At 64.6% G+C, this 15991-nt stretch carries 17 protein-coding genes and 4 pseudogenes; 7 read left to right on the top strand and 14 right to left on the bottom strand.

Features of this window, described 5'->3' with window-relative positions; translation table 11 throughout:
- The 9 genes from ACOHWE_RS17905 to ACOHWE_RS17945 all read right to left on the bottom strand — a co-directional run bounded on the left by ACOHWE_RS17905 (window position 1) and on the right by ACOHWE_RS17945 (window position 10009).
- Window positions 1-852, bottom strand: coding sequence for an SMP-30/gluconolactonase/LRE family protein (locus tag ACOHWE_RS17905; protein ID WP_420668097.1), 852 nt, complete (start codon window positions 850-852; stop codon window positions 1-3).
- Window positions 849-1457 (bottom strand): 2-dehydro-3-deoxy-6-phosphogalactonate aldolase, encoded by a 609-nt coding sequence (locus ACOHWE_RS17910; protein WP_420668098.1) that lies wholly within the window; start codon window positions 1455-1457, stop codon window positions 849-851. Before ACOHWE_RS17910 ends, ACOHWE_RS17905 begins: the two co-directional genes overlap by 4 nt.
- The gene (locus tag ACOHWE_RS17915; RefSeq protein WP_420668099.1) at window positions 1454-2359 is read right to left on the bottom strand and encodes a 2-dehydro-3-deoxygalactonokinase; all 906 of its coding nucleotides are present in this window, start codon (window positions 2357-2359) and stop codon (window positions 1454-1456) included. Before ACOHWE_RS17915 ends, ACOHWE_RS17910 begins: the two co-directional genes overlap by 4 nt.
- Window positions 2356-3126 carry an SDR family NAD(P)-dependent oxidoreductase gene (locus ACOHWE_RS17920; RefSeq protein WP_420668100.1) on the bottom strand — a complete coding sequence of 257 codons (771 nt, stop codon included), beginning with the start codon at window positions 3124-3126 and terminating at the stop codon, window positions 2356-2358. Before ACOHWE_RS17920 ends, ACOHWE_RS17915 begins: the two co-directional genes overlap by 4 nt.
- Entirely contained in the window at window positions 3126-4835 is a 1710-nt protein-coding gene (locus ACOHWE_RS17925) for an IlvD/Edd family dehydratase (protein ID WP_420668101.1), read from the bottom strand. Before ACOHWE_RS17925 ends, ACOHWE_RS17920 begins: the two co-directional genes overlap by 1 nt.
- Complete coding sequence (locus ACOHWE_RS17930) at window positions 4832-6916, bottom strand: alpha-galactosidase (RefSeq protein ID WP_420668102.1); 2085 nt, start codon at window positions 6914-6916, stop codon at window positions 4832-4834. Before ACOHWE_RS17930 ends, ACOHWE_RS17925 begins: the two co-directional genes overlap by 4 nt.
- Window positions 6913-7761 (bottom strand): carbohydrate ABC transporter permease, encoded by an 849-nt coding sequence (locus ACOHWE_RS17935; protein ID WP_420668103.1) that lies wholly within the window; start codon window positions 7759-7761, stop codon window positions 6913-6915. Before ACOHWE_RS17935 ends, ACOHWE_RS17930 begins: the two co-directional genes overlap by 4 nt.
- A 1-nt stretch (window position 7762) precedes the next feature.
- On the bottom strand, window positions 7763-8692 hold the full coding sequence (locus tag ACOHWE_RS17940) for a carbohydrate ABC transporter permease (protein ID WP_420668104.1): 930 nt from the start codon (window positions 8690-8692) through the stop codon (window positions 7763-7765).
- A 78-nt stretch (window positions 8693-8770) separates the two neighbouring features.
- Window positions 8771-10009, bottom strand: a complete 1239-nt coding sequence (locus ACOHWE_RS17945) for an ABC transporter substrate-binding protein (RefSeq protein WP_420668105.1) — start codon at window positions 10007-10009, stop codon at window positions 8771-8773.
- A 153-nt stretch (window positions 10010-10162) separates the two neighbouring features.
- Between ACOHWE_RS17945 and ACOHWE_RS17950 the strand changes: the two genes are divergently transcribed.
- Both ACOHWE_RS17950 and ACOHWE_RS17955 read left to right on the top strand, forming a co-directional pair.
- Complete coding sequence (locus tag ACOHWE_RS17950) at window positions 10163-10948, top strand: IclR family transcriptional regulator (protein WP_420668106.1); 786 nt, start codon at window positions 10163-10165, stop codon at window positions 10946-10948.
- A gap of 28 nt (window positions 10949-10976) precedes the next feature.
- Complete coding sequence (locus tag ACOHWE_RS17955) at window positions 10977-12038, top strand: ABC transporter ATP-binding protein (protein WP_420668107.1); 1062 nt, start codon at window positions 10977-10979, stop codon at window positions 12036-12038.
- A gap of 400 nt (window positions 12039-12438) precedes the next feature.
- Here ACOHWE_RS17955 and ACOHWE_RS17960 read toward each other — a convergent pair.
- Window positions 12439-12687, bottom strand: a pseudogene (locus tag ACOHWE_RS17960) (nitronate monooxygenase); the annotation flags it as partial.
- Here ACOHWE_RS17960 and ACOHWE_RS17965 point away from each other — a divergent pair.
- The gene (locus tag ACOHWE_RS17965) at window positions 12686-12844 is read left to right on the top strand and encodes a hypothetical protein (RefSeq protein ID WP_420668115.1); all 159 of its coding nucleotides are present in this window, start codon (window positions 12686-12688) and stop codon (window positions 12842-12844) included. The pseudogene ACOHWE_RS17960 and the gene ACOHWE_RS17965 sit on opposite strands and share 2 nt — an antisense overlap.
- Window positions 12845-12859: 15 nt before the next feature.
- Here ACOHWE_RS17965 and ACOHWE_RS17970 read toward each other — a convergent pair.
- From ACOHWE_RS17970 to ACOHWE_RS17985, 4 genes and pseudogenes are all read right to left on the bottom strand, one after another.
- Window positions 12860-12937: pseudogene (locus tag ACOHWE_RS17970) on the bottom strand (hypothetical protein); the annotation flags it as partial.
- Window positions 12934-13200 (bottom strand): annotated as a pseudogene (locus tag ACOHWE_RS17975) (nuclear transport factor 2 family protein); the annotation flags it as partial. The pseudogenes ACOHWE_RS17970 and ACOHWE_RS17975, both read right to left, overlap by 4 nt.
- A gap of 65 nt (window positions 13201-13265) precedes the next feature.
- Complete coding sequence (locus ACOHWE_RS17980) at window positions 13266-13577, bottom strand: glutathione binding-like protein (RefSeq protein WP_420668108.1); 312 nt, start codon at window positions 13575-13577, stop codon at window positions 13266-13268.
- Window positions 13469-13879, bottom strand: a complete 411-nt coding sequence (locus ACOHWE_RS17985) for a glutathione S-transferase N-terminal domain-containing protein (RefSeq protein ID WP_420668109.1) — start codon at window positions 13877-13879, stop codon at window positions 13469-13471. Before ACOHWE_RS17985 ends, ACOHWE_RS17980 begins: the two co-directional genes overlap by 109 nt.
- 108 nt (window positions 13880-13987) lie before the next feature.
- Here ACOHWE_RS17985 and ACOHWE_RS17990 point away from each other — a divergent pair, with 108 nt between their 5' ends.
- The 4 genes and pseudogenes from ACOHWE_RS17990 (at window position 13988) to ACOHWE_RS18005 (ending at window position 15779) form a co-directional block, all read left to right on the top strand.
- Window positions 13988-14470 carry a LysR family transcriptional regulator gene (locus tag ACOHWE_RS17990; RefSeq protein ID WP_420668110.1) on the top strand — a complete coding sequence of 161 codons (483 nt, stop codon included), beginning with the start codon at window positions 13988-13990 and terminating at the stop codon, window positions 14468-14470.
- 26 nt (window positions 14471-14496) lie between these two features.
- Window positions 14497-14628 (top strand): hypothetical protein, encoded by a 132-nt coding sequence (locus ACOHWE_RS17995; RefSeq protein WP_420668111.1) that lies wholly within the window; start codon window positions 14497-14499, stop codon window positions 14626-14628.
- Window positions 14629-14658: 30 nt separating this feature from the next.
- Window positions 14659-14862, top strand: a complete 204-nt coding sequence (locus ACOHWE_RS18000; RefSeq protein WP_420668112.1) for a hypothetical protein — start codon at window positions 14659-14661, stop codon at window positions 14860-14862.
- Between the two features lie 284 nt (window positions 14863-15146).
- Window positions 15147-15779 (top strand): annotated as a pseudogene (locus ACOHWE_RS18005) (tyrosine-type recombinase/integrase).
- Window positions 15780-15991: the final 212 nt, after the last annotated feature.

Genomic DNA, 15991 nt, shown 5'->3' on the forward strand with positions numbered 1-15991 from the left:
TCAGTCCAAGAGAACGCGGTGTTCGGCCTGTCCCGCGGTGCCGGTCTTCACCACGAAGGTCCGGCCGTCATTATCTCCCGCCGGATCAAGCCCCTCTGCTGCCGAGGTGGCGAACAGCGTTTGCAAGTCCGGGCCGCCGAAGGCCGGGCAGGTCATCTGGCTGGCCGGATATTCGATGGCGGAAAGAAACGCCCCGTCCGGTGCGTAGCGGGCGACGCGCGCGGCGCCCCACTGCGCGCACCACAGGCAGCCTTCGCCGTCCACGACCGCGCCATCGGGGTTCAGCCCCTCGCTTGAGAGGTCGGCGAACAGCTGCGCCGGGCCCTTTGGCCAGCCCTCACCGTCCAGCGGCTGGCGCAGGATGCGGCGGGTGGGGGTGTCGGTGTAATAAACGTATCGCCCGTCCGGGCTGAAGCAGATCGCATTGGAGATAGTGATACCCGGCACAAGCTGCACAAGCTCACCCTTGTAAAAACGGTAGATCGCGCCCGCACCCGGCTCGGCGTTCTTGCCCATGGTGCCGATCCAGAAGCCGCCGAACGGATCGGCCCGGCCATCGTTGGAGCGGGTCACCGGGTTGTCCGCCTCCAGCGCCGCCACATCCTCCCGCGTGCCGCCGGCGAATCCGAAGCGGAACAGCGCGGTCTCCGACGCGATCAAGAGGGTGTCGTGGTCGACCCAGCCCGCGGCCGAGACATGCTCGTCAAACTGCCACTCCAACGGGCCGCTTTCGTCCCGGCTCATAAGCCGCTTGCCCTGGATGTCGAACCAGAACAGCTGCTGACGTTCGGGATGCCAGAGCGGGCCTTCGCCGAGCGTGCAGTTGCGGCTGTCGAATACCTGCGCGCTCATGCCGCCACCGCCGCATCGTAGGCAGAAACGATTTCCGCAGCCCGGGCAGCAACCTCTGCCGCCGTGAACCCGGGTTTGTAGAGAGCGGTGCCGATGCCGAAGCCGGTTGCGCCCGCGGCGAACCATTCGGCGAAATTCTCAGACCCCACGCCGCCAACCGCGTAGGTGCGCGCCTCGGGCGGCAAGACCGCGCGGATGGCCTTTAACCCCGCGATGCCGATGAGCGAGCCGGGAAACAGCTTCAGCCCGTCCGCGCCGTGGCGCAGGGCGGTGAAGCATTCGGTCGGGGTCATCACGCCCGGAAAGGAGGCCATACCCAGCGCCTTGGTGCGGGCGATCACCTCCGGGTTGCAGTCGGGCGAGACGATGAGGCTGCCGCCCGCGGCGTGCACGGCGTCCACGTCCTCGGGGCGCAGCACGGTGCCCGCGCCGATCTGAGCGGCCCCGGACAGCGCACCGGCCAGCGCCTCAACGGAGCGCAGCGGCTCGGGTGAGTTGAGCGGGACCTCGATGCGGGTGATGCCGGCCTCCACCAGGGCCTGGCCGATCTCCAGCACTTCGCCGGGCGTCACGCCGCGCAGGATTGCGATGATTTCGCGGTTCATGTCGTCATCTCCTCGTAAGCGGCCGTCAGCCCCGCCAGGGCCAGCCCGGAGCCATCCGTTTCACGCACCTTCGCACCCTGATCCTGCAGCGCCGTCCGGTAGAGCGCAGTGAGCCCAGGCGCGCCGACCAACACGATGTCCTGCCCCTGCCAGTGCGCCCGCGCGGCGGCGAGCTCGGCGCCCATCAGCAGGCCCGAGAGCCGCGCGCGGCTGGCGGCGGCACTAGTGCCCTGCAAGAGCGACGCCGCCCGCAGGGGGAAGAGCTGCGCTACCAGACGCTCGGGCGCATCCAGCACCTCCGCGGCGGCGGTTTGGAAAGCCGCGTCGTCCCAGCCCTCGCCGCCGAGCGAATGGCGCAGCACGGACTGGCCGGAGAGCAGCGCGAACAGCTCGCCTGTCATGAAGGTAGCAAAGCCCGTGATCTCTCCGCCTTGGATGCGGACCCACTTGCTATGGGTCCCCGGCAGGCAAAGCACGCCCTCGAACCCTGGCGCGCCACGCAGGAAGCCCGCGATCTGGGTCTCCTCCCCGCGCATCACGTCCGGGGGATCGTCCTGCATCACGCCGGGCAGGATATGGACCGCGATCCGCGGGTCAGACACCTCCGGCCGGGCCGCATCGCCAGCACCGGGCGGCGGAGAGGGGGCGGAGGCGTAGGGCGCCTCCACCCAGCCCTGCCGCGCGCCAGCCATGCCGCAGATGATCACCGGCAACGTCCGGTCCGCGAAATAGGGCGCAATCAGGTCCAGAAGAACCGGCTCGAACTCTGCGGGTTTCAGGCTGCCCATGCCCCGGTCCGAGGTGAGCGCCGCAATTACTTCGCCCGCGCCGTCCATCACCCAGGCGCGCAGGTTCGACGTGCCCCAATCGGCCGCAACCCAGGCGGCATCCGCCGCGCTCATCCCGTCACCACCACGCCGCCGTCGACGACCATTGCCTGCCCGGTCATCATCCGGCTGGTATCAGACGCGAGGAACAGCGCCGCATCGACGATATCCTGCGGCGCGAGGTGATCCTTCAGGCATTGCCGCTCCAGATGCGCGGCCAGCGCCTCGGGCGTCGCCCATTTGCCGAGCTGCTTTTCGGTGAGCACCCAGCCCGGCGCCAGGGCGTTCACGCGGATGCGGTCCGGCCCGAACTCCCGCGCAAGCGAGCGGGTCATGCCGTTGATGCCGGAATTGGCGGTGGTGTAGCTGACGTAGCCGGTGTTGCCCATCATGTAGCTGATCGAGGAGAAGTTGACGATCGCGCCGCCGCCGGCATCGCGCATGCCGGGGATCACCGCCTGGCAGGCAAAGAAATAGGCCTTGAGGTTGATCGCCTGGCTCCAGTCCCAGAAGTCCTCGTCCACGTCCAGCGCGCTATGGCGCTGGTCGTTGGCGGCGTTGTTGACCAGCGCGGTCACGGGGCCATACGCCTCCGCGGCCTTGGCGATGCAATCCTTCAGCGCGGCAACATCGGTGATGTCGCAGGGCAGGAACAACGGCCGGGCGCCGTGTTTCTCTTCCATCTCGTCGCAGAAGGCGCTTGCGTCCGAGCGCTGGACAAAGGCCACGCGTGCACCTTGCGCCATGAATCCGTCGGTCAGCGCGGCGCCAATGCCCGCGCCGCCGCCAGTGATGAACACGCTCTTGCCCTCGAGGTCGTGGAATGTGGCTGTCTTAGTCATCAGTGGCTCTCTCTTGTTACCGGGCGGGTGTCCTTGCCGACGAGGAAGTCGAGATCCGCTCCCTGGTCGGCCTGCAAAACGTGGTCGATGTACATTTTGGCGTAGCCGCGTGTGTAATGCGGTTCCGGCGGCTGCCACTCCGCGCGGCGGGCGGCGAGTTCTTCCTCCGGCACCAGCAGCTCCAGCGCGCCGTCCTTGGCCGAAACCCGGATGCGGTCGCCGGTCCTCACCAGCGCCAGCGTGCCGCCTTCGTTGGCCTCGGGCGAGACATGCAGGATCACCGTGCCGTAGGCAGTGCCGGACATCCGGGCGTCAGAGATCCGCACCATGTCGCGCACGCCCTGCTGCACCAGCTTCAGCGGGATCGGCATGTTGCCGACCTCGGCCATGCCCGGATAGCCCTTGGGGCCGCAGCCCTTGAGCACCAGGATCGTGTCCTTGGTCACCGGCAGGTCGGGATCGTTGATGGTTGCCTTCAGCTCCTCGATGTTCTCGAACACATGGGCCGGGCCTTCGTGCTCCAGGAGTTCGTCGGTGGCGGCCGAGGGCTTCACGATGGCGCCGCGCTCGGCCAGGTTGCCGCGCAGGACGCGCAAGCCCGCTGCCGGTTTCAGCGGTTTGTCGAACGGGTAGATCACGTCGCGGTTCCAGCACTCCGCGCCTTCGCCGTAAGCCTGGATATCGGTGTCCATCACCGTGCGCGCCGGGCGCAGGAGGTGCGAGAGCTCCTTCAGGATCACCGGCATCCCGCCCGCGTAGCAGAAATCCTCCATCAGGTATTTGCCCGCGGGCATGCAGTTGACCAGCAGGGGGATCTCGGAACCAAGTTCGAAATCATCCAGCGTGAGGTCGATGCCGACCCGGCCTGCGATTGCCAGCAGGTGCACCACCGCGTTGGTGGAGCCGCCGACGGCGGCATTGGCGAGGATCGCGTTTTCGAAGGCCTCGCGCGTGAGGATCGAAGACATGGTCATGCCCTCGTCGACCATGCCGACGATGCGTTTGCCGGTCAGATGCGCGAGCGCCATGCGGCGGGCGTCCACCGCCGGCAGGGCGGCGTTGGTAGGCAGGCTCATGCCCATCGCCTCGACCAGACTGGCCATGGTGCTGGCGGTGCCCATCGTCATACAGACGCCCTTGGAGCGGCTCATTCCGGACTCCACAGCCATGAAATCGGCCAGCGTCATCTCGCCCGCGCGCACGGCTTCGGAAAACTTCCACACATCGGTGCCCGAGCCGATGTCCTTGCCTTGCCACTTCCCGTTCAGCATCGGGCCGGAGCTGACCACGATGGCGGGCAGGTCGACCGAGGCCGCGCCCATCAGCTGCCCGGGCGTGGTCTTGTCGCAGCCACCCAGCAAAACCACCCCGTCGATGCCATAGGCGCGGATCGATTCTTCGACGTCCATCGCCAGCAGGTTGCGGAACAGCATCGCGGTGGGCTTCATCTGGGTTTCGCCCAGGCTCATCACCGGGAACTCCACCGGGAAGCCGCCCGCCTCCCAAACGCCGCGCTTCACGCCTTCGGCCAGCTCGCGCAGGCCGCTGTTGCAGGGGGTGAGCTCGGACCAGGTGTTGCAGATGCCAATGACCGGGCGGCCATCAAAGGCGTGTTCCGGGAAGCCCTGGTTCTTCATCCAGCTGCGGCGGATAAAGCCGTCCTTGTCCAGCTTGCCATACCAGGCGCGGTTGCGGCGCTCCTTGCTCATAGCTGCTCTCCTTTGATGACCCACATCGTTTCCGGGAACGTCCACGGAAGCGTCAGGCCCTGGGTCATCAGGCTGGCCCCGCTGAGGACAAGGGGTTCCGACTTGATTGCCTGGGCACCGCGCGACAGCGCCGGGGCATCGGCACGGTTCACCAGCTCGATGCGGTAGAAACGGTCCGGCTGCAACCGGGTCAGCCGCAGCGGCCGGGGCGAGATCTGTGCCGAGGTTTCGGCCCTGCCCGCGAAGACCGCGAATTGGCTTCCGTCCTGCGCAAGCTGCTGTTCGGCGATCACCGCGGGATCGGCGCTGTCGAGGCGCAGAATGTCCGCTAAAGTCATCCAGCCGCGGTTGTCCTTCCACCAGCGGGTGACCCCACGCAGGACCTGCGCCTCCTCCGCCGTCAGTTCCCGCGGGTCCATCTCGAAGCCCATGTGCCGCTGCGCCGCGACCCAGGCACGGAAGCGGATATCTATGCTGCGGCCCGAGGTGTGGCAGCGGCGCGGGCCGACATGGCTGCCGGTCACCGCCAGCGGCAGGAACAGCGCCGCGTTGTGCTGCATCCTGAGCCGCTCCACCGCGTCGTTGCTGTCCGACAGCCACACCCGCTGCGTGCGTTCGAGGATGCCGAAATCGATCCGCCCGCCGCCGCTGGCGCAGCTTTCGATCTCGACCTTGGGGAAGGCCTCCCGCAGCCGGTCGAGCAGGTCATAGGTGCCGCGGGTCTGGGCGGCGCCGGGCGCGGGCAGCACGCGGTTGTGGTCCCACTTTATATAGCCGATGTCGTGATCCGCCAGCACGTTGCCGATCCGCTCGAACAGGAAGTTGCGGACCTCCGGCAGCGCCATATTCAGCACCAGTTGCTGACGGCCGGGAATCTGGTCTTCCGCCCCGAGCACCCAATCGGGATGGGCGCGGAAGGTATCGGAGTCGGGGCTGACCATTTCGGGCTCGAACCAGAGACCGAAGGACATCCCCAGACCCTGCACATGGTCGATCAGCGGCTTGAGCCCCTCTGGATACTTGCGCGCATCTACCTCCCAGTCGCCAAGGGCGCTGGTGTCGTCGTCGCGGATGCCGAACCAGCCGTCATCCAGCACGAAACGCTCCGCGCCCAGCTCCGCGGCGCGGGTGGCGATTTCCTTCAGCTCAGGCAGCTGGTGATCGAAATAGACCGCCTCCCAGCAGTTATAGTGCACGGGCCGCGGGCGGGCCGGATCGGGGAATTGCACGATCCGGCCGCGCAGGTGGCGCTGGAAAGCGACGGCGCAGCCGTTCAGCCCCTCGCCGGAATAGACCGCATAGAGTGGCGCGGTGGCAAAGCGCGCGGCCGGCTCATGCTCGGTGCCGGAGGCATGGCCGAACTGCACCTGGCGCCGGCCGTCCGGCAGCTCCTCGGCCACCATGCGGTGCCCGCCGGACCAGCCGTAGTGGAAGCCATAGGCCTCCCCCGCGGTGTTGGTGGCACCGCGTCCGGGCAGGAGCAGCCCGGGGAAATGCTCGTGGCCGGTGCGGCCGGTGCGGTTTTCGCGGCAGCGGAAGCCTGGCGTCCAGGCGGAACGCAGCATCTGGAACTCCCCGCACCAGCGCCCGGCGAAATCAATCATCTCATCACTCAGCTGCGGAGCGGGGAAGACCGGAGCCGCGAGCCAGCCGAGGCGCATCGGCCGGGCACAGTCAATCTCCGCCCGGGCCTCCAGCACATAGGTTGCCAGATCGAGGGCGAAAATCGCCCGGTACGTCAGCCCCGCAGCCTCGTCGCGGAAGGCGAGCGTCAGGCTCTGCGCCTTATTCTCCGCCTCTGCGAACCGGAACCGCGGCAGAACCGGCCGCCCCCCGGCATCGGCGATCACCAGTCCCGGCTGGCCGGGGAAACTGCGCGACGCCTCGGGGCAGAGCGACAGCTCGGGGTTTTCATCCAGCATCCCGCCGGTCACGTCGATGGCTTGCGCGCGGGTCAGGGTTTCCAGGTTCTCCCCGTCCGGCAAGCGCGCCCCCCAGTAGACCACCTCGGCCAGGCGGTCATCGCGGGAGGCCAGGACGAGCGTCTGCCTGCTGTCATCCAGCCGCCAGCAACGGATCATTTTACTGCTCCCAAGGTCAAACCGGCGATAAAGTGGCGCTGCATCAGGAAGAACATCAGCACCGGCGGCAGCGCCGCCACGATTGAGCCGGCCGAGACCAGGTGCCAGGCCGCCACCCACTGGCCGTTCAGCGAATAGAGCCCGGCGGTGATCGGCTGGTTATCGGCCCCCTGGGTCAGCACAGTTGCCCAGAAGTAATCGTTCCAGATGAAGGTGAAAATCAGCACCGATAGCGCCGCCAGCGCAGGCTTCATCAGCGGCATCACCACGAACCAAAAGATGCGGATCTCCGAGATGCCCTCGACCCGCGCCGCCTCGATCAGCTCATAAGGCAGCGCGCGAATGAAGTTGCGCATGAACAGCGTGCAGAAACCGGCCTGGAAGGCGATGTGGAACAGCGCAAGACCATACCAGGTGTTGTACATTCCCAAGTCCAGCGTCAGGTCGCGCACCGGAACCATTAGGATCTGGAACGGCACGAAGTTGCCCGCTATGAACATGAAGAAGATCAGCAGGTTGCCCTTGAAACGGTAGACCGCCAGCGCAAATCCCGTCATGCAGCTCAGCGCCACCGCGCCGATCACCGTGGGGATCGTCACCTTGAAGGAATTGAGGATGTACTGGCCGATCGGGGTCTGTTTGAAGATTGCGGTGTAGTTCTCCAGGAGGTTGAAGCTGGTGGGCCAGCCCCAGTAGTTGCCCGCGGTAATATCGCCCGCCGAGCGCACCGAAGTGAGCGCCACGGCGATCAGCGGCAAGAGCCACAGGATCAACGCGATGGGCAGCGCGATTTTGTAGACAAGCTGGGTTGTGGGAGAGGTCTTCTCGATGGGTCTGGGGAACATCTCAGTGTCCTCTATCGTCGCGGTACATCTTCCACAGGAACCCCACGATGTAGACCATCATGATGAGGAACAGCACGACAGCGATGGCCGCGCCATAGCCCATGCGAAAGCCGTATTCGGAAAACGCCTGCTCATACATGTAAAAGGCCAGCACCCGGGAGGAGCCCCAAGGGCCGCCGTCGGTCATGATCGAGACGAGGTCAAAGGAGCGCAGCGCGCCGATCACCGTCACCACGACGGCAATGAACGTGGCGGGGCGGAGCTGCGGCAGGATCACATACCAAAGCATCTTGACGCCCTTTGCGTTGTCGAGCCGGGCCGCCTCGATCTGCTCGGGATCGACGGCGTTGAGGCCGGTGAGGTAGAGGATCATGCAATAGGCAGTCTGCGGCCAGAGGCCTGCGGCGATGATGCCATAGGTCACATAGTCCTCATTGGCGAGCACCGCGATCGGCTCCAAGCCGAACCAGCCGAGAGCGATGTTCATAAGCCCGTAGCTCGGGTCGTAAAACCAGGCAAAGACCAGCCCGACCACCACTTGCGAGATCACGAAGGGAAAAAAGAACAGAGACTTGTAGATACGGATGCCGCGCACCGTCTGGTTCAGGAACAGCGCAACGAACAGCCCCATCGGGATCGCCAGCATGTAAAGGACAAGCCAGATGACGTTGTTCTTGAGGGAGGTGTAGAAGGCCTCGTCATCCACCAATTCGGCGTAGTTGGCTGCTCCGACCCAGGTTTTTTCGCCCAGGCCATCCCAGTCGTAGAACGAGATGTTCACGGACTGGAAGATTGGGATGATCACATAGACCGCAAACATGAAAATACCCGGCGCCAGGAACAGCCAGGGCGCGAGCCGCTGCTGGTTCTGCTTCCACCAGCTTCTCTTGCGCAGGGGCGGATGGGTGTCGGGAACAACGGGGGCGGTCATGGCTTCTCCTCCACAAGGGCGCGGGCAAGCGCCCTGCCCCGCCCGGCGCTGCCGGACAGAGCTTTCGTTAAAGGGACGTCAGTTGTAAACGCGCTGGCGGACTTTCTCGAGCCGCTCCAGGATCTTGTCCATGCGCTCGGGCTTGACCATGAACTCCTGAAAACCCTCCATGCCCGCCTTGGCCATTTCGGCCGGCGCGTCACGGTCGAAGAACTGCGCAATTCCGCCTTCCGTCGAGGACAGCATCTCGTAGCCTGCCTGCAGGAACTTGTCGTCACCCACTTCGGAGTTCTTGTTGATCGGCAGCTGGCCGAGCGTTTTGTTGATCTCGGTCTGCACCTCGGCGCGCGCGAGGTAGGCCAGGAACTTCTTGGCGTCAGCCTTGTTCTTGGCGTTGGCCGGGATGTGCATCGTGTCGGTCGGCGCCTCTTCGGCCATTGGCACTTCGGGGTTGATTTGCGGGAACTGGAAGAAGCCCAGCTGGTCATCGGTCAGCCCCGCTTCGCGCAGCGGTGCCACGGCGAAGTTGCCCATCACGTACATCGCCGCCTCGCCCTGCACCATTGGCGCCAGCGCCTCCTGCCAGGAATAGGCGGCGTGGTTATCGAGGAAGAAGCCTGCGTCGATCAGCTCCTTCCAGTTGCTGAAGGTCGCCTTCACCCGCTCGTCGGTCCAGGGCACCTCACCCTTGGTCAGCGCCATGTGAAAGTCATAGCCGTTGGTGCGCAGGTTCAGGTAGTCAAAGACGCCGCCTGCGGTCCACAGGTACTTGGTGCCGATGGTCACCGGAGTGATACCTGCCTCCTTCAGCTTGGCACCGGCCGCCTTGAACTCCTCCCAGTTCGCGGGGACCTCAATGCCGTGCTCCTCGAACAGGTCTTTCCGGTAGTAGACCCCCCACTGATAGTAGGTGTAGGGCACGCCCCAGATCTTGCCATCGATGGTCATCGAGCCGAGCGCCGAGCCCAAGGTGTCCGACAAGCCATTTGCCTCCCAGACGTCATCCACCGGCTCGAACAGCCCTGCATTCACATAGGGCAGCATCCGGTTGCCGGCATACCAGCTCGCCAGGTCCGGCGCGTCGGCGGTCAGGAAGTTGCGGATCGAGGTTTTGTAGCCTTCGTGGTCAAACAGGTTCCAAGTCACCTTCACGTCGGGATGCTCAGCCTCGAAACCGGCGATCAGCGCTTCAAAAGCCGCCTTGGGCGCGGGGTCGGACGTATCGGTATTGATCACCAGCTCGCCCGCAAAGGCCGCCGATGCGATGAGGGTCGACGCGGCCAGTGCCGCTGTCAGCTTATTTGCTCTCCGGATCATGTCTCTCCCTTTCTCCTCCAGACAGTTTCCCAAATTACTTGTTCCATATATTGGAACTATTGTTTTAATTATTGACACCATAGTTTCAGATTGTTATGGAGTCAATGGCTGCCTTCAGGAGCAGGTCCCCGAAATTCTCAGTGGCTCAGGACGATGAACAAGCAGGCAGGCGCAGACGGTACAGTCGGAAAGGCCATGGATATCCTCGATATCGTTGTGGCCTTCGGCCGCGCAGTGCGGTTTTCCGAAGTTCTTGAGGCCAGCCCGTACCCCAAAGCGACTCTGCACCGGATCCTGCAGACCCTCACCAGCCAGGGCATGCTGGCCTATGATACCGACCGCCAAGTCTATGTGCCCGGCATGCGGCTGGTGCGGATCGCGCGCCATGCCTGGGACCAGTCCTCACTTGCTCCGATGGCACGGCCCTTCTTGAGAACGCTTGCCGAGGACGTCGGCGAAACTGTGCATCTGGCTCAGATGGAAAACAGCCGCGTGGTGTTCATCGAGAAGGTGACGCCCGAACAGGGATTCCAAACCATGGCCCGCCCGGGCCGCCGATCCCCCGCACATTGCACGGGCGTCGGCAAGGTCATGCTGGCCTTCATGGACGAAGCCCGGCAGCGGGAGGCGCTGGAGCGGCAGCTATACCAAAGCTTCACCCCAGCAACCCACGCCGGCCCTGACACCCTGCGCTCCGAACTGGAGCAGATCCGGGCCGCGGGCGTAGCTTTCGACCGCGAAGAACACGAACAGGGCATCATCAGCATCGCCGCGCCGATCCACGGCAGCGCAGACCGGGTGATCGGGGCCATTTCCGTCGTCACCTCCGCGTTCCGCATGTCATTGGAGGATTTGGAAAAATTCCAGCCTGCGCTATTGCGGACCGCGGCACAGATTGGGTCGGAAGCCGCGGTCTGGCCCTATCCGCTGGCGCAATAGCCGCATCGGGAAACTTGGGAGGAAAACCATGTCAGGTGTCGCACTTCAACAGGCCGTCAAACGCTATGGCAATGCCCAGGTGATCCACGGCGTCGACCTGCAGATCGCGGATGGCGAGTTCTGCGTCTTCGTCGGCCCCTCGGGCTGCGGCAAGTCCACGCTCCTGCGGATGATCGCCGGGCTGGAGGAAACTTCGGACGGCGCCATCATGATCGGCGGGCGCGACGTCACGCGGGCCGACCCGGCCGAGCGCGGTGTGGCTATGGTATTCCAGACCTACGCGCTTTACCCGCATATGTCGGTCGAGGAGAACATGGGCTTCGGGCTCAAAATGAACGGTGTCGACAAGCGCACCATCAAGGCGAAAGTGTCCGAGGCCAGCCGCATCCTCAAGCTGGACGACTACCTCTCCCGCAAGCCCAAGGCGCTCTCCGGCGGCCAGCGCCAGCGTGTCGCCATCGGCCGCGCCATCGTGCGTGGCCCCGAAGTGTTTCTGTTCGACGAGCCGCTTTCCAACCTCGACGCCGAGCTGCGCGTCGACATGCGCGTTGAGATCGCGCGGCTGCACAAAGAAATCGGCGCCACGATGATCTACGTCACCCACGACCAGGTCGAGGCGATGACGCTTGCCGACAAGATCGTGGTGCTGCGCGCGGGCCACATCGAGCAGGTCGGCACGCCAATGCACCTTTACCAGGACCCTGACAACAAGTTCGTAGCAGGCTTCATCGGCTCTCCGAGCATGAACTTCATGACGGGAAAGGCTGCCGGCGGCCGGGTCGTCGTGCCAGCGCTGGACAACATTGCGATCCCCGCCCCGGTTACCCTGCCCGGCGACGGCGGCGGTGTCATCGTCGGCTTGCGCCCCCAGCACCTCGCGGTCCGCGAAGCCCCCTCGCCGGTGACGGTCGACATCCGCGAGAGCCTCGGCGGCGTGGCCTACGATTACCTCAACACTCCCACGGGCGAGCGTATTGTGGTCGAGACAAAGGGCGACGAGGCGATCCCGGAAGGCAGCAGCGTCCTGGTCGATTTCGACCCGGCCAGCGCGATGTTCTTCGACGCCAAAACGGAACTCCGCCTGCGCTGACAGGAACCCGCGGGAACAAGCAAGCCGCATCAGCCAGGAAGCTTGTCACAGACTTGGGCCGCCCCAAGTCTGCGTTGTTGCAGCTTGAACCTCGAGCCAAAACGGACAGGACTACGTAGTCCGCGGCTTCGAAAATGCGCCGCGTGCCGCGGGGGGGAATGGCCTCGGCTCTGAACAAGCCATGCAGCGGCCTGGCCAGTCGAAACCCCGGAATGCGTCCACTACCCGGGTGCGGATCGTGCCGTCCCCCGTTGCTTCCAGCGCGTGGGCCAGAATGCGCGGATGCACCAGGGCTTCGCGGGAGGCCCGAAACCGGGTGCCGATCACCGCCCCATCCGCCCCCCAGCATCAGGGCCGCTGCAAGTCCGCGCCCGTCCGTAATGCCTCCTGCGGCACAGAGCAGCGATTTGCTGTTCTGGCGCGCAATCTCGTCCGCGATCTCGGGAACCAGGGCAAAAGTGCCGCGCGCCTCGCCATGGCCGCCGGCATCCGCACCCTGCGCAACAATGATGTCTGCACCGCAGTCCAGCGCCTGCCACGCATCGCGCAGGGTCTGGACCTGGCAGATCAGCGGCACGCCGGTGTCCCCGGATCGCAGGCGCAAATGGCGCCGGGTTGCCAAAGGACAGGAAAACTGCCGCCGGATCATGCGCCAGCACCTGGTCAAGCAGCTGCGGCTGCTCCGCCAGCTTCCAGGTGATCAGCATGCAGCCCACGCGGGCACCCGCAGCGATGCCGAAATGCTGGCTGATCCACTCAGTATCGCCATAGGCGCCCCCGATCACGCCCAGCCCGCCGGCATTTGAGACAGCGCTGGCCAGCGCTCCGCCTGCGGCAAAGGCCATCGGCGCCTGGATCACCGGGCAGGTGATCCCCAGCGCCTCTGTCGACCGCGTCATCCTTGCGCCTGTTTCCGGTACTCCCGCACCGGCAGGCCGCCGACGCCCCAATCGCCATCCGGGCGCTGACGGGCCAGCCGGTCGCTGGCAAAAGCAATTTTCAGGATCTCATCCTCGCGCGGGTCACCGCGTTTGGAGGGCGGCTCCCGCCTGTCCACACGGCTCATGTAGGGCTCAGGATCCAGATACAGTTCGTCGCCTTCGGTGGCGCTGACATAGGCCAGCTGCGGCTGAAAGACTTCGCGCAGTATGGCGCTGTCGGCTTGATGGAAACCCTAGAAATAGGCCTCTATCAGTTCGCCGACGACTTTGTGATCGGCGGGAGTCATTAGATCAGCCCTTCGGCGCGCATCGCAGCCTGAGCCGACGGACGTTTGGCACCGCGGCTCACAAAGGCTGCCAGATTGGGCCAGCGGGCCAGGTCGATGCCGGTGAAATTCGCCCAGTTCGAGACCGCGAACAGGTAGGCATCAGCCACCGAGAACTGACCTGCAACCAGCCACTCGCGGCCGTCCTCCAGTTGGGCCTCGATCAGGTCGAACTTGCGTGCAACGGCGGTGCGTGCCGAGTCTTTGCCGGCCTCGGACGTGCCGTGCGGAAAAGCGGGCCAAGAGCCTTGTGCAGCTCGGTCCCGATCCATTTGAGCTGTTCCTGCATCCGGGCGAGGGCCAATGTGCCAGCCGCCGACGCCAGACCTGCCTCCGGGCTGCTGTCCGCGATATACTGCAAAACAGCCGCCCCTTCGGTCAGAACGCTGCCGTCGTCCAGGCCCAGGGCCAGGGCCGGAACATAGCCTTTGGGGTTGATCGCGCGGTAATCCCCGCCGCTTTCGGTCCGGACCGCCGCGGTATCGACAGCCTCGAGTTCAAACGGGCGGCCGGTTTCATGCAGGGCGATGTGGCTTGCCAGGGGGCAGGCGCCGGGTTTGCCGTAGAGTTTCATGATGGCCTCCTGTGTTGGTGATGCCCTCTGACTACCCTCCCCCATGATTGATGGATAATATTGTGTTATCAGCATTATGATTAGAAAAATCGTTCATTCTGGAAGCCGATGAAACACGCCCAGCTCATTGCCTTGGATGCAATTGTCTCAACCGGCACCTTCCGCGGCGCGGCTGAGCGTCTTCACAAGTCGCAGTCGGCGATCAGCCACACAATCCGCCAGCTGGAAGCATTATTGGAGCTGGAGCTGTTCAGCCGGGAGGCCTACCGCCCCGCGCTCACTCCGGCAGACGAAATTTTCTACCGCGAGGCATCCCGGGTGCTGCGGCAGATGCAAGGGCTGCGGACCACCGCGGCCCGGCTGCGCGCCCGCGAAGAGCCGGAGCTAAACATTGCCGTAAGCGCTACAATGGATCTTGACCCTTTGCTGCCCGCGCTTGCGGACACCGGGCGGCGCCACCCTGTCACCCACCTTCGGCTTCGGATGGAAATGATGGGCAGCCCGATCGCCCGGCTGATGGAGGGCAAGGCGGACATCGCGCTCGCTTCCCTCGACGGGACGAAGCTGAGGCAGAGCCGGTTGCGGAGGTAACGATCCGGCCGGTGGCCAGCCCCGGCTTGAACCTGCCCGCCGGTTCCCGCGCCTTGTCGGAATCCGAAATGCAAAGCTATGTGCAGGTAGTCGCCGCCGGCACGGGCGGCGCTGCGCATGAACAAAGCGGCGATCTGCTTCCAGGCGGGCTGAAATGAACCGTTTCCGATCTCGCGGCCAAGAAAAAGGTGATCCTCGCCGGCCTGGGCTGGGGCGGCTTGCCTGACCATATGACGAAAGAGGAGCGCCAGTCCGGGGCTTTGCTTTCCCTGAACCTGGAAGGGTTCCCTCTTCGCCGGACCACGATCTTCAGGATGAGGCGCAGAGACCAGGCAATAGGCGTCGTTGCTGATGAGCTTTGGAACAAAATCGGGAGTGCCAAGACGTGCTAGGGCAGGAATTGTCTAGCCGGCTGATCCTCTGCAACTGCGTTGACACGCAAATAGGTTGAGGCAAACGACGTTTCGGAGAAGGCCAGCACTTTCCGGCGCAGACATAAGCGCTTGGTCAGGCTTGAGCTGCTACCGGCAAGCTGCATTAGCGAAGAGGCGTGAGCACGGTGTCGGCGGCTTGGGCTCGGACCAGACCTTCTCCGCAACCGCGACGCGGCGTGAAAATCCGGACCGCCAATGTCGGGTTGGCGCTGAGGCGGATCGAGGCGGGTGGGAGAAACATCATGACCATCTCCAAATTGCCTGCCATTCGCGCCTGCCGTCCGGCCTGGAACAGGGGCCGCGTCGTCGGCCAGAAGCGTCCTCTCATGCCCAAGTATGCCTGGGCCATCCGAGTGCGCCTGGAGATCGCAAAGAACCATCGCCGCCTAGCATTTTTCAACCTCGCCATCGACAACGAGCAGCGCGGCAGGGACCTCGTGGCTCTGAAGATCGCCGACATATTTAGCTCCGGTCAGGTCAAGGAGCGGGCTTCAATCATTCAGAACAAGACCCAGCGGCCAGTTAGCTTCGAGATCGCAGAAGGTACGCGCAAGTCAACCCTGCGCTGGATGGAGGAGCCGCTCATGATCGGCTCCGATTTCCTATAGCCGGGCCGGTTGCACGAACAGCTGCACATCTCGACGCACCAATACGCTCGTCTCGTGCGCGAATGAATGAAATCCATCGGGCTGAACCCGGCATCGTACGACACGCACTCGAAGCGCTGGACCAAAGCCGCGCACATCTACCGCAAGACCGGCAACCTGCAAGCGGTTCAGCCCTTGCAGGGCCGCACCAAGATGGACAGCACCGTACGAAATCTCGGCGTTGAACTGGAAGACGCCCGGGCCATAGCTGAGGCGGTCGAGACCTGACCCAAACGGGCCGAACTGTATGGATGGCCCAGAGCTGCCTGTCTGCCTTTGCTTCGCGAGAGTCCGCTTACAGCCTATTCCGTTGAAAAAGCCTGTTCTTCGGCGGCTGTGATGTAGCCTGTCGATAGGGCGTGCCGTGCGCCTGTCATGCCAGGCGGGCGTTTTGGGGTGGAGGGAGGAGCTTTGCGAGCTTTCTGAGGTTCTGGGCGGTG

This window comes from Cribrihabitans neustonicus, assembly GCF_048820895.1.
Lineage (GTDB): Bacteria > Pseudomonadota > Alphaproteobacteria > Rhodobacterales > Rhodobacteraceae > Cribrihabitans_A > Cribrihabitans_A neustonicus.

What these genes read in the sequence shown, in the direction of transcription:
- ACOHWE_RS17905 (WP_420668097.1), bottom strand. Translation starts at nt 852, where the DNA reads ATGAGCGCGCAGGTATTCGACAGCCGCAACTGCACGCTCGGCGAAGGC.
- ACOHWE_RS17910 (WP_420668098.1), bottom strand. Translation starts at nt 1,457, where the DNA reads ATGAACCGCGAAATCATCGCAATCCTGCGCGGCGTGACGCCCGGCGAA.
- ACOHWE_RS17915 (WP_420668099.1), bottom strand. Translation starts at nt 2,359, where the DNA reads ATGAGCGCGGCGGATGCCGCCTGGGTTGCGGCCGATTGGGGCACGTCG.
- ACOHWE_RS17920 (WP_420668100.1), bottom strand. Translation starts at nt 3,126, where the DNA reads ATGACTAAGACAGCCACATTCCACGACCTCGAGGGCAAGAGCGTGTTC.
- ACOHWE_RS17925 (WP_420668101.1), bottom strand. Translation starts at nt 4,835, where the DNA reads ATGAGCAAGGAGCGCCGCAACCGCGCCTGGTATGGCAAGCTGGACAAG.
- ACOHWE_RS17930 (WP_420668102.1), bottom strand. Translation starts at nt 6,916, where the DNA reads ATGATCCGTTGCTGGCGGCTGGATGACAGCAGGCAGACGCTCGTCCTG.
- ACOHWE_RS17935 (WP_420668103.1), bottom strand. Translation starts at nt 7,761, where the DNA reads ATGTTCCCCAGACCCATCGAGAAGACCTCTCCCACAACCCAGCTTGTC.
- ACOHWE_RS17940 (WP_420668104.1), bottom strand. Translation starts at nt 8,692, where the DNA reads ATGACCGCCCCCGTTGTTCCCGACACCCATCCGCCCCTGCGCAAGAGA.
- ACOHWE_RS17945 (WP_420668105.1), bottom strand. Translation starts at nt 10,009, where the DNA reads ATGATCCGGAGAGCAAATAAGCTGACAGCGGCACTGGCCGCGTCGACC.
- ACOHWE_RS17950 (WP_420668106.1), top strand. Translation starts at nt 10,163, where the DNA reads ATGAACAAGCAGGCAGGCGCAGACGGTACAGTCGGAAAGGCCATGGAT.
- ACOHWE_RS17955 (WP_420668107.1), top strand. Translation starts at nt 10,977, where the DNA reads ATGTCAGGTGTCGCACTTCAACAGGCCGTCAAACGCTATGGCAATGCC.
- ACOHWE_RS17965 (WP_420668115.1), top strand. Translation starts at nt 12,686, where the DNA reads ATGCGCCAGCACCTGGTCAAGCAGCTGCGGCTGCTCCGCCAGCTTCCA.
- ACOHWE_RS17980 (WP_420668108.1), bottom strand. Translation starts at nt 13,577, where the DNA reads ATGGATCGGGACCGAGCTGCACAAGGCTCTTGGCCCGCTTTTCCGCAC.
- ACOHWE_RS17985 (WP_420668109.1), bottom strand. Translation starts at nt 13,879, where the DNA reads ATGAAACTCTACGGCAAACCCGGCGCCTGCCCCCTGGCAAGCCACATC.
- ACOHWE_RS17990 (WP_420668110.1), top strand. Translation starts at nt 13,988, where the DNA reads ATGAAACACGCCCAGCTCATTGCCTTGGATGCAATTGTCTCAACCGGC.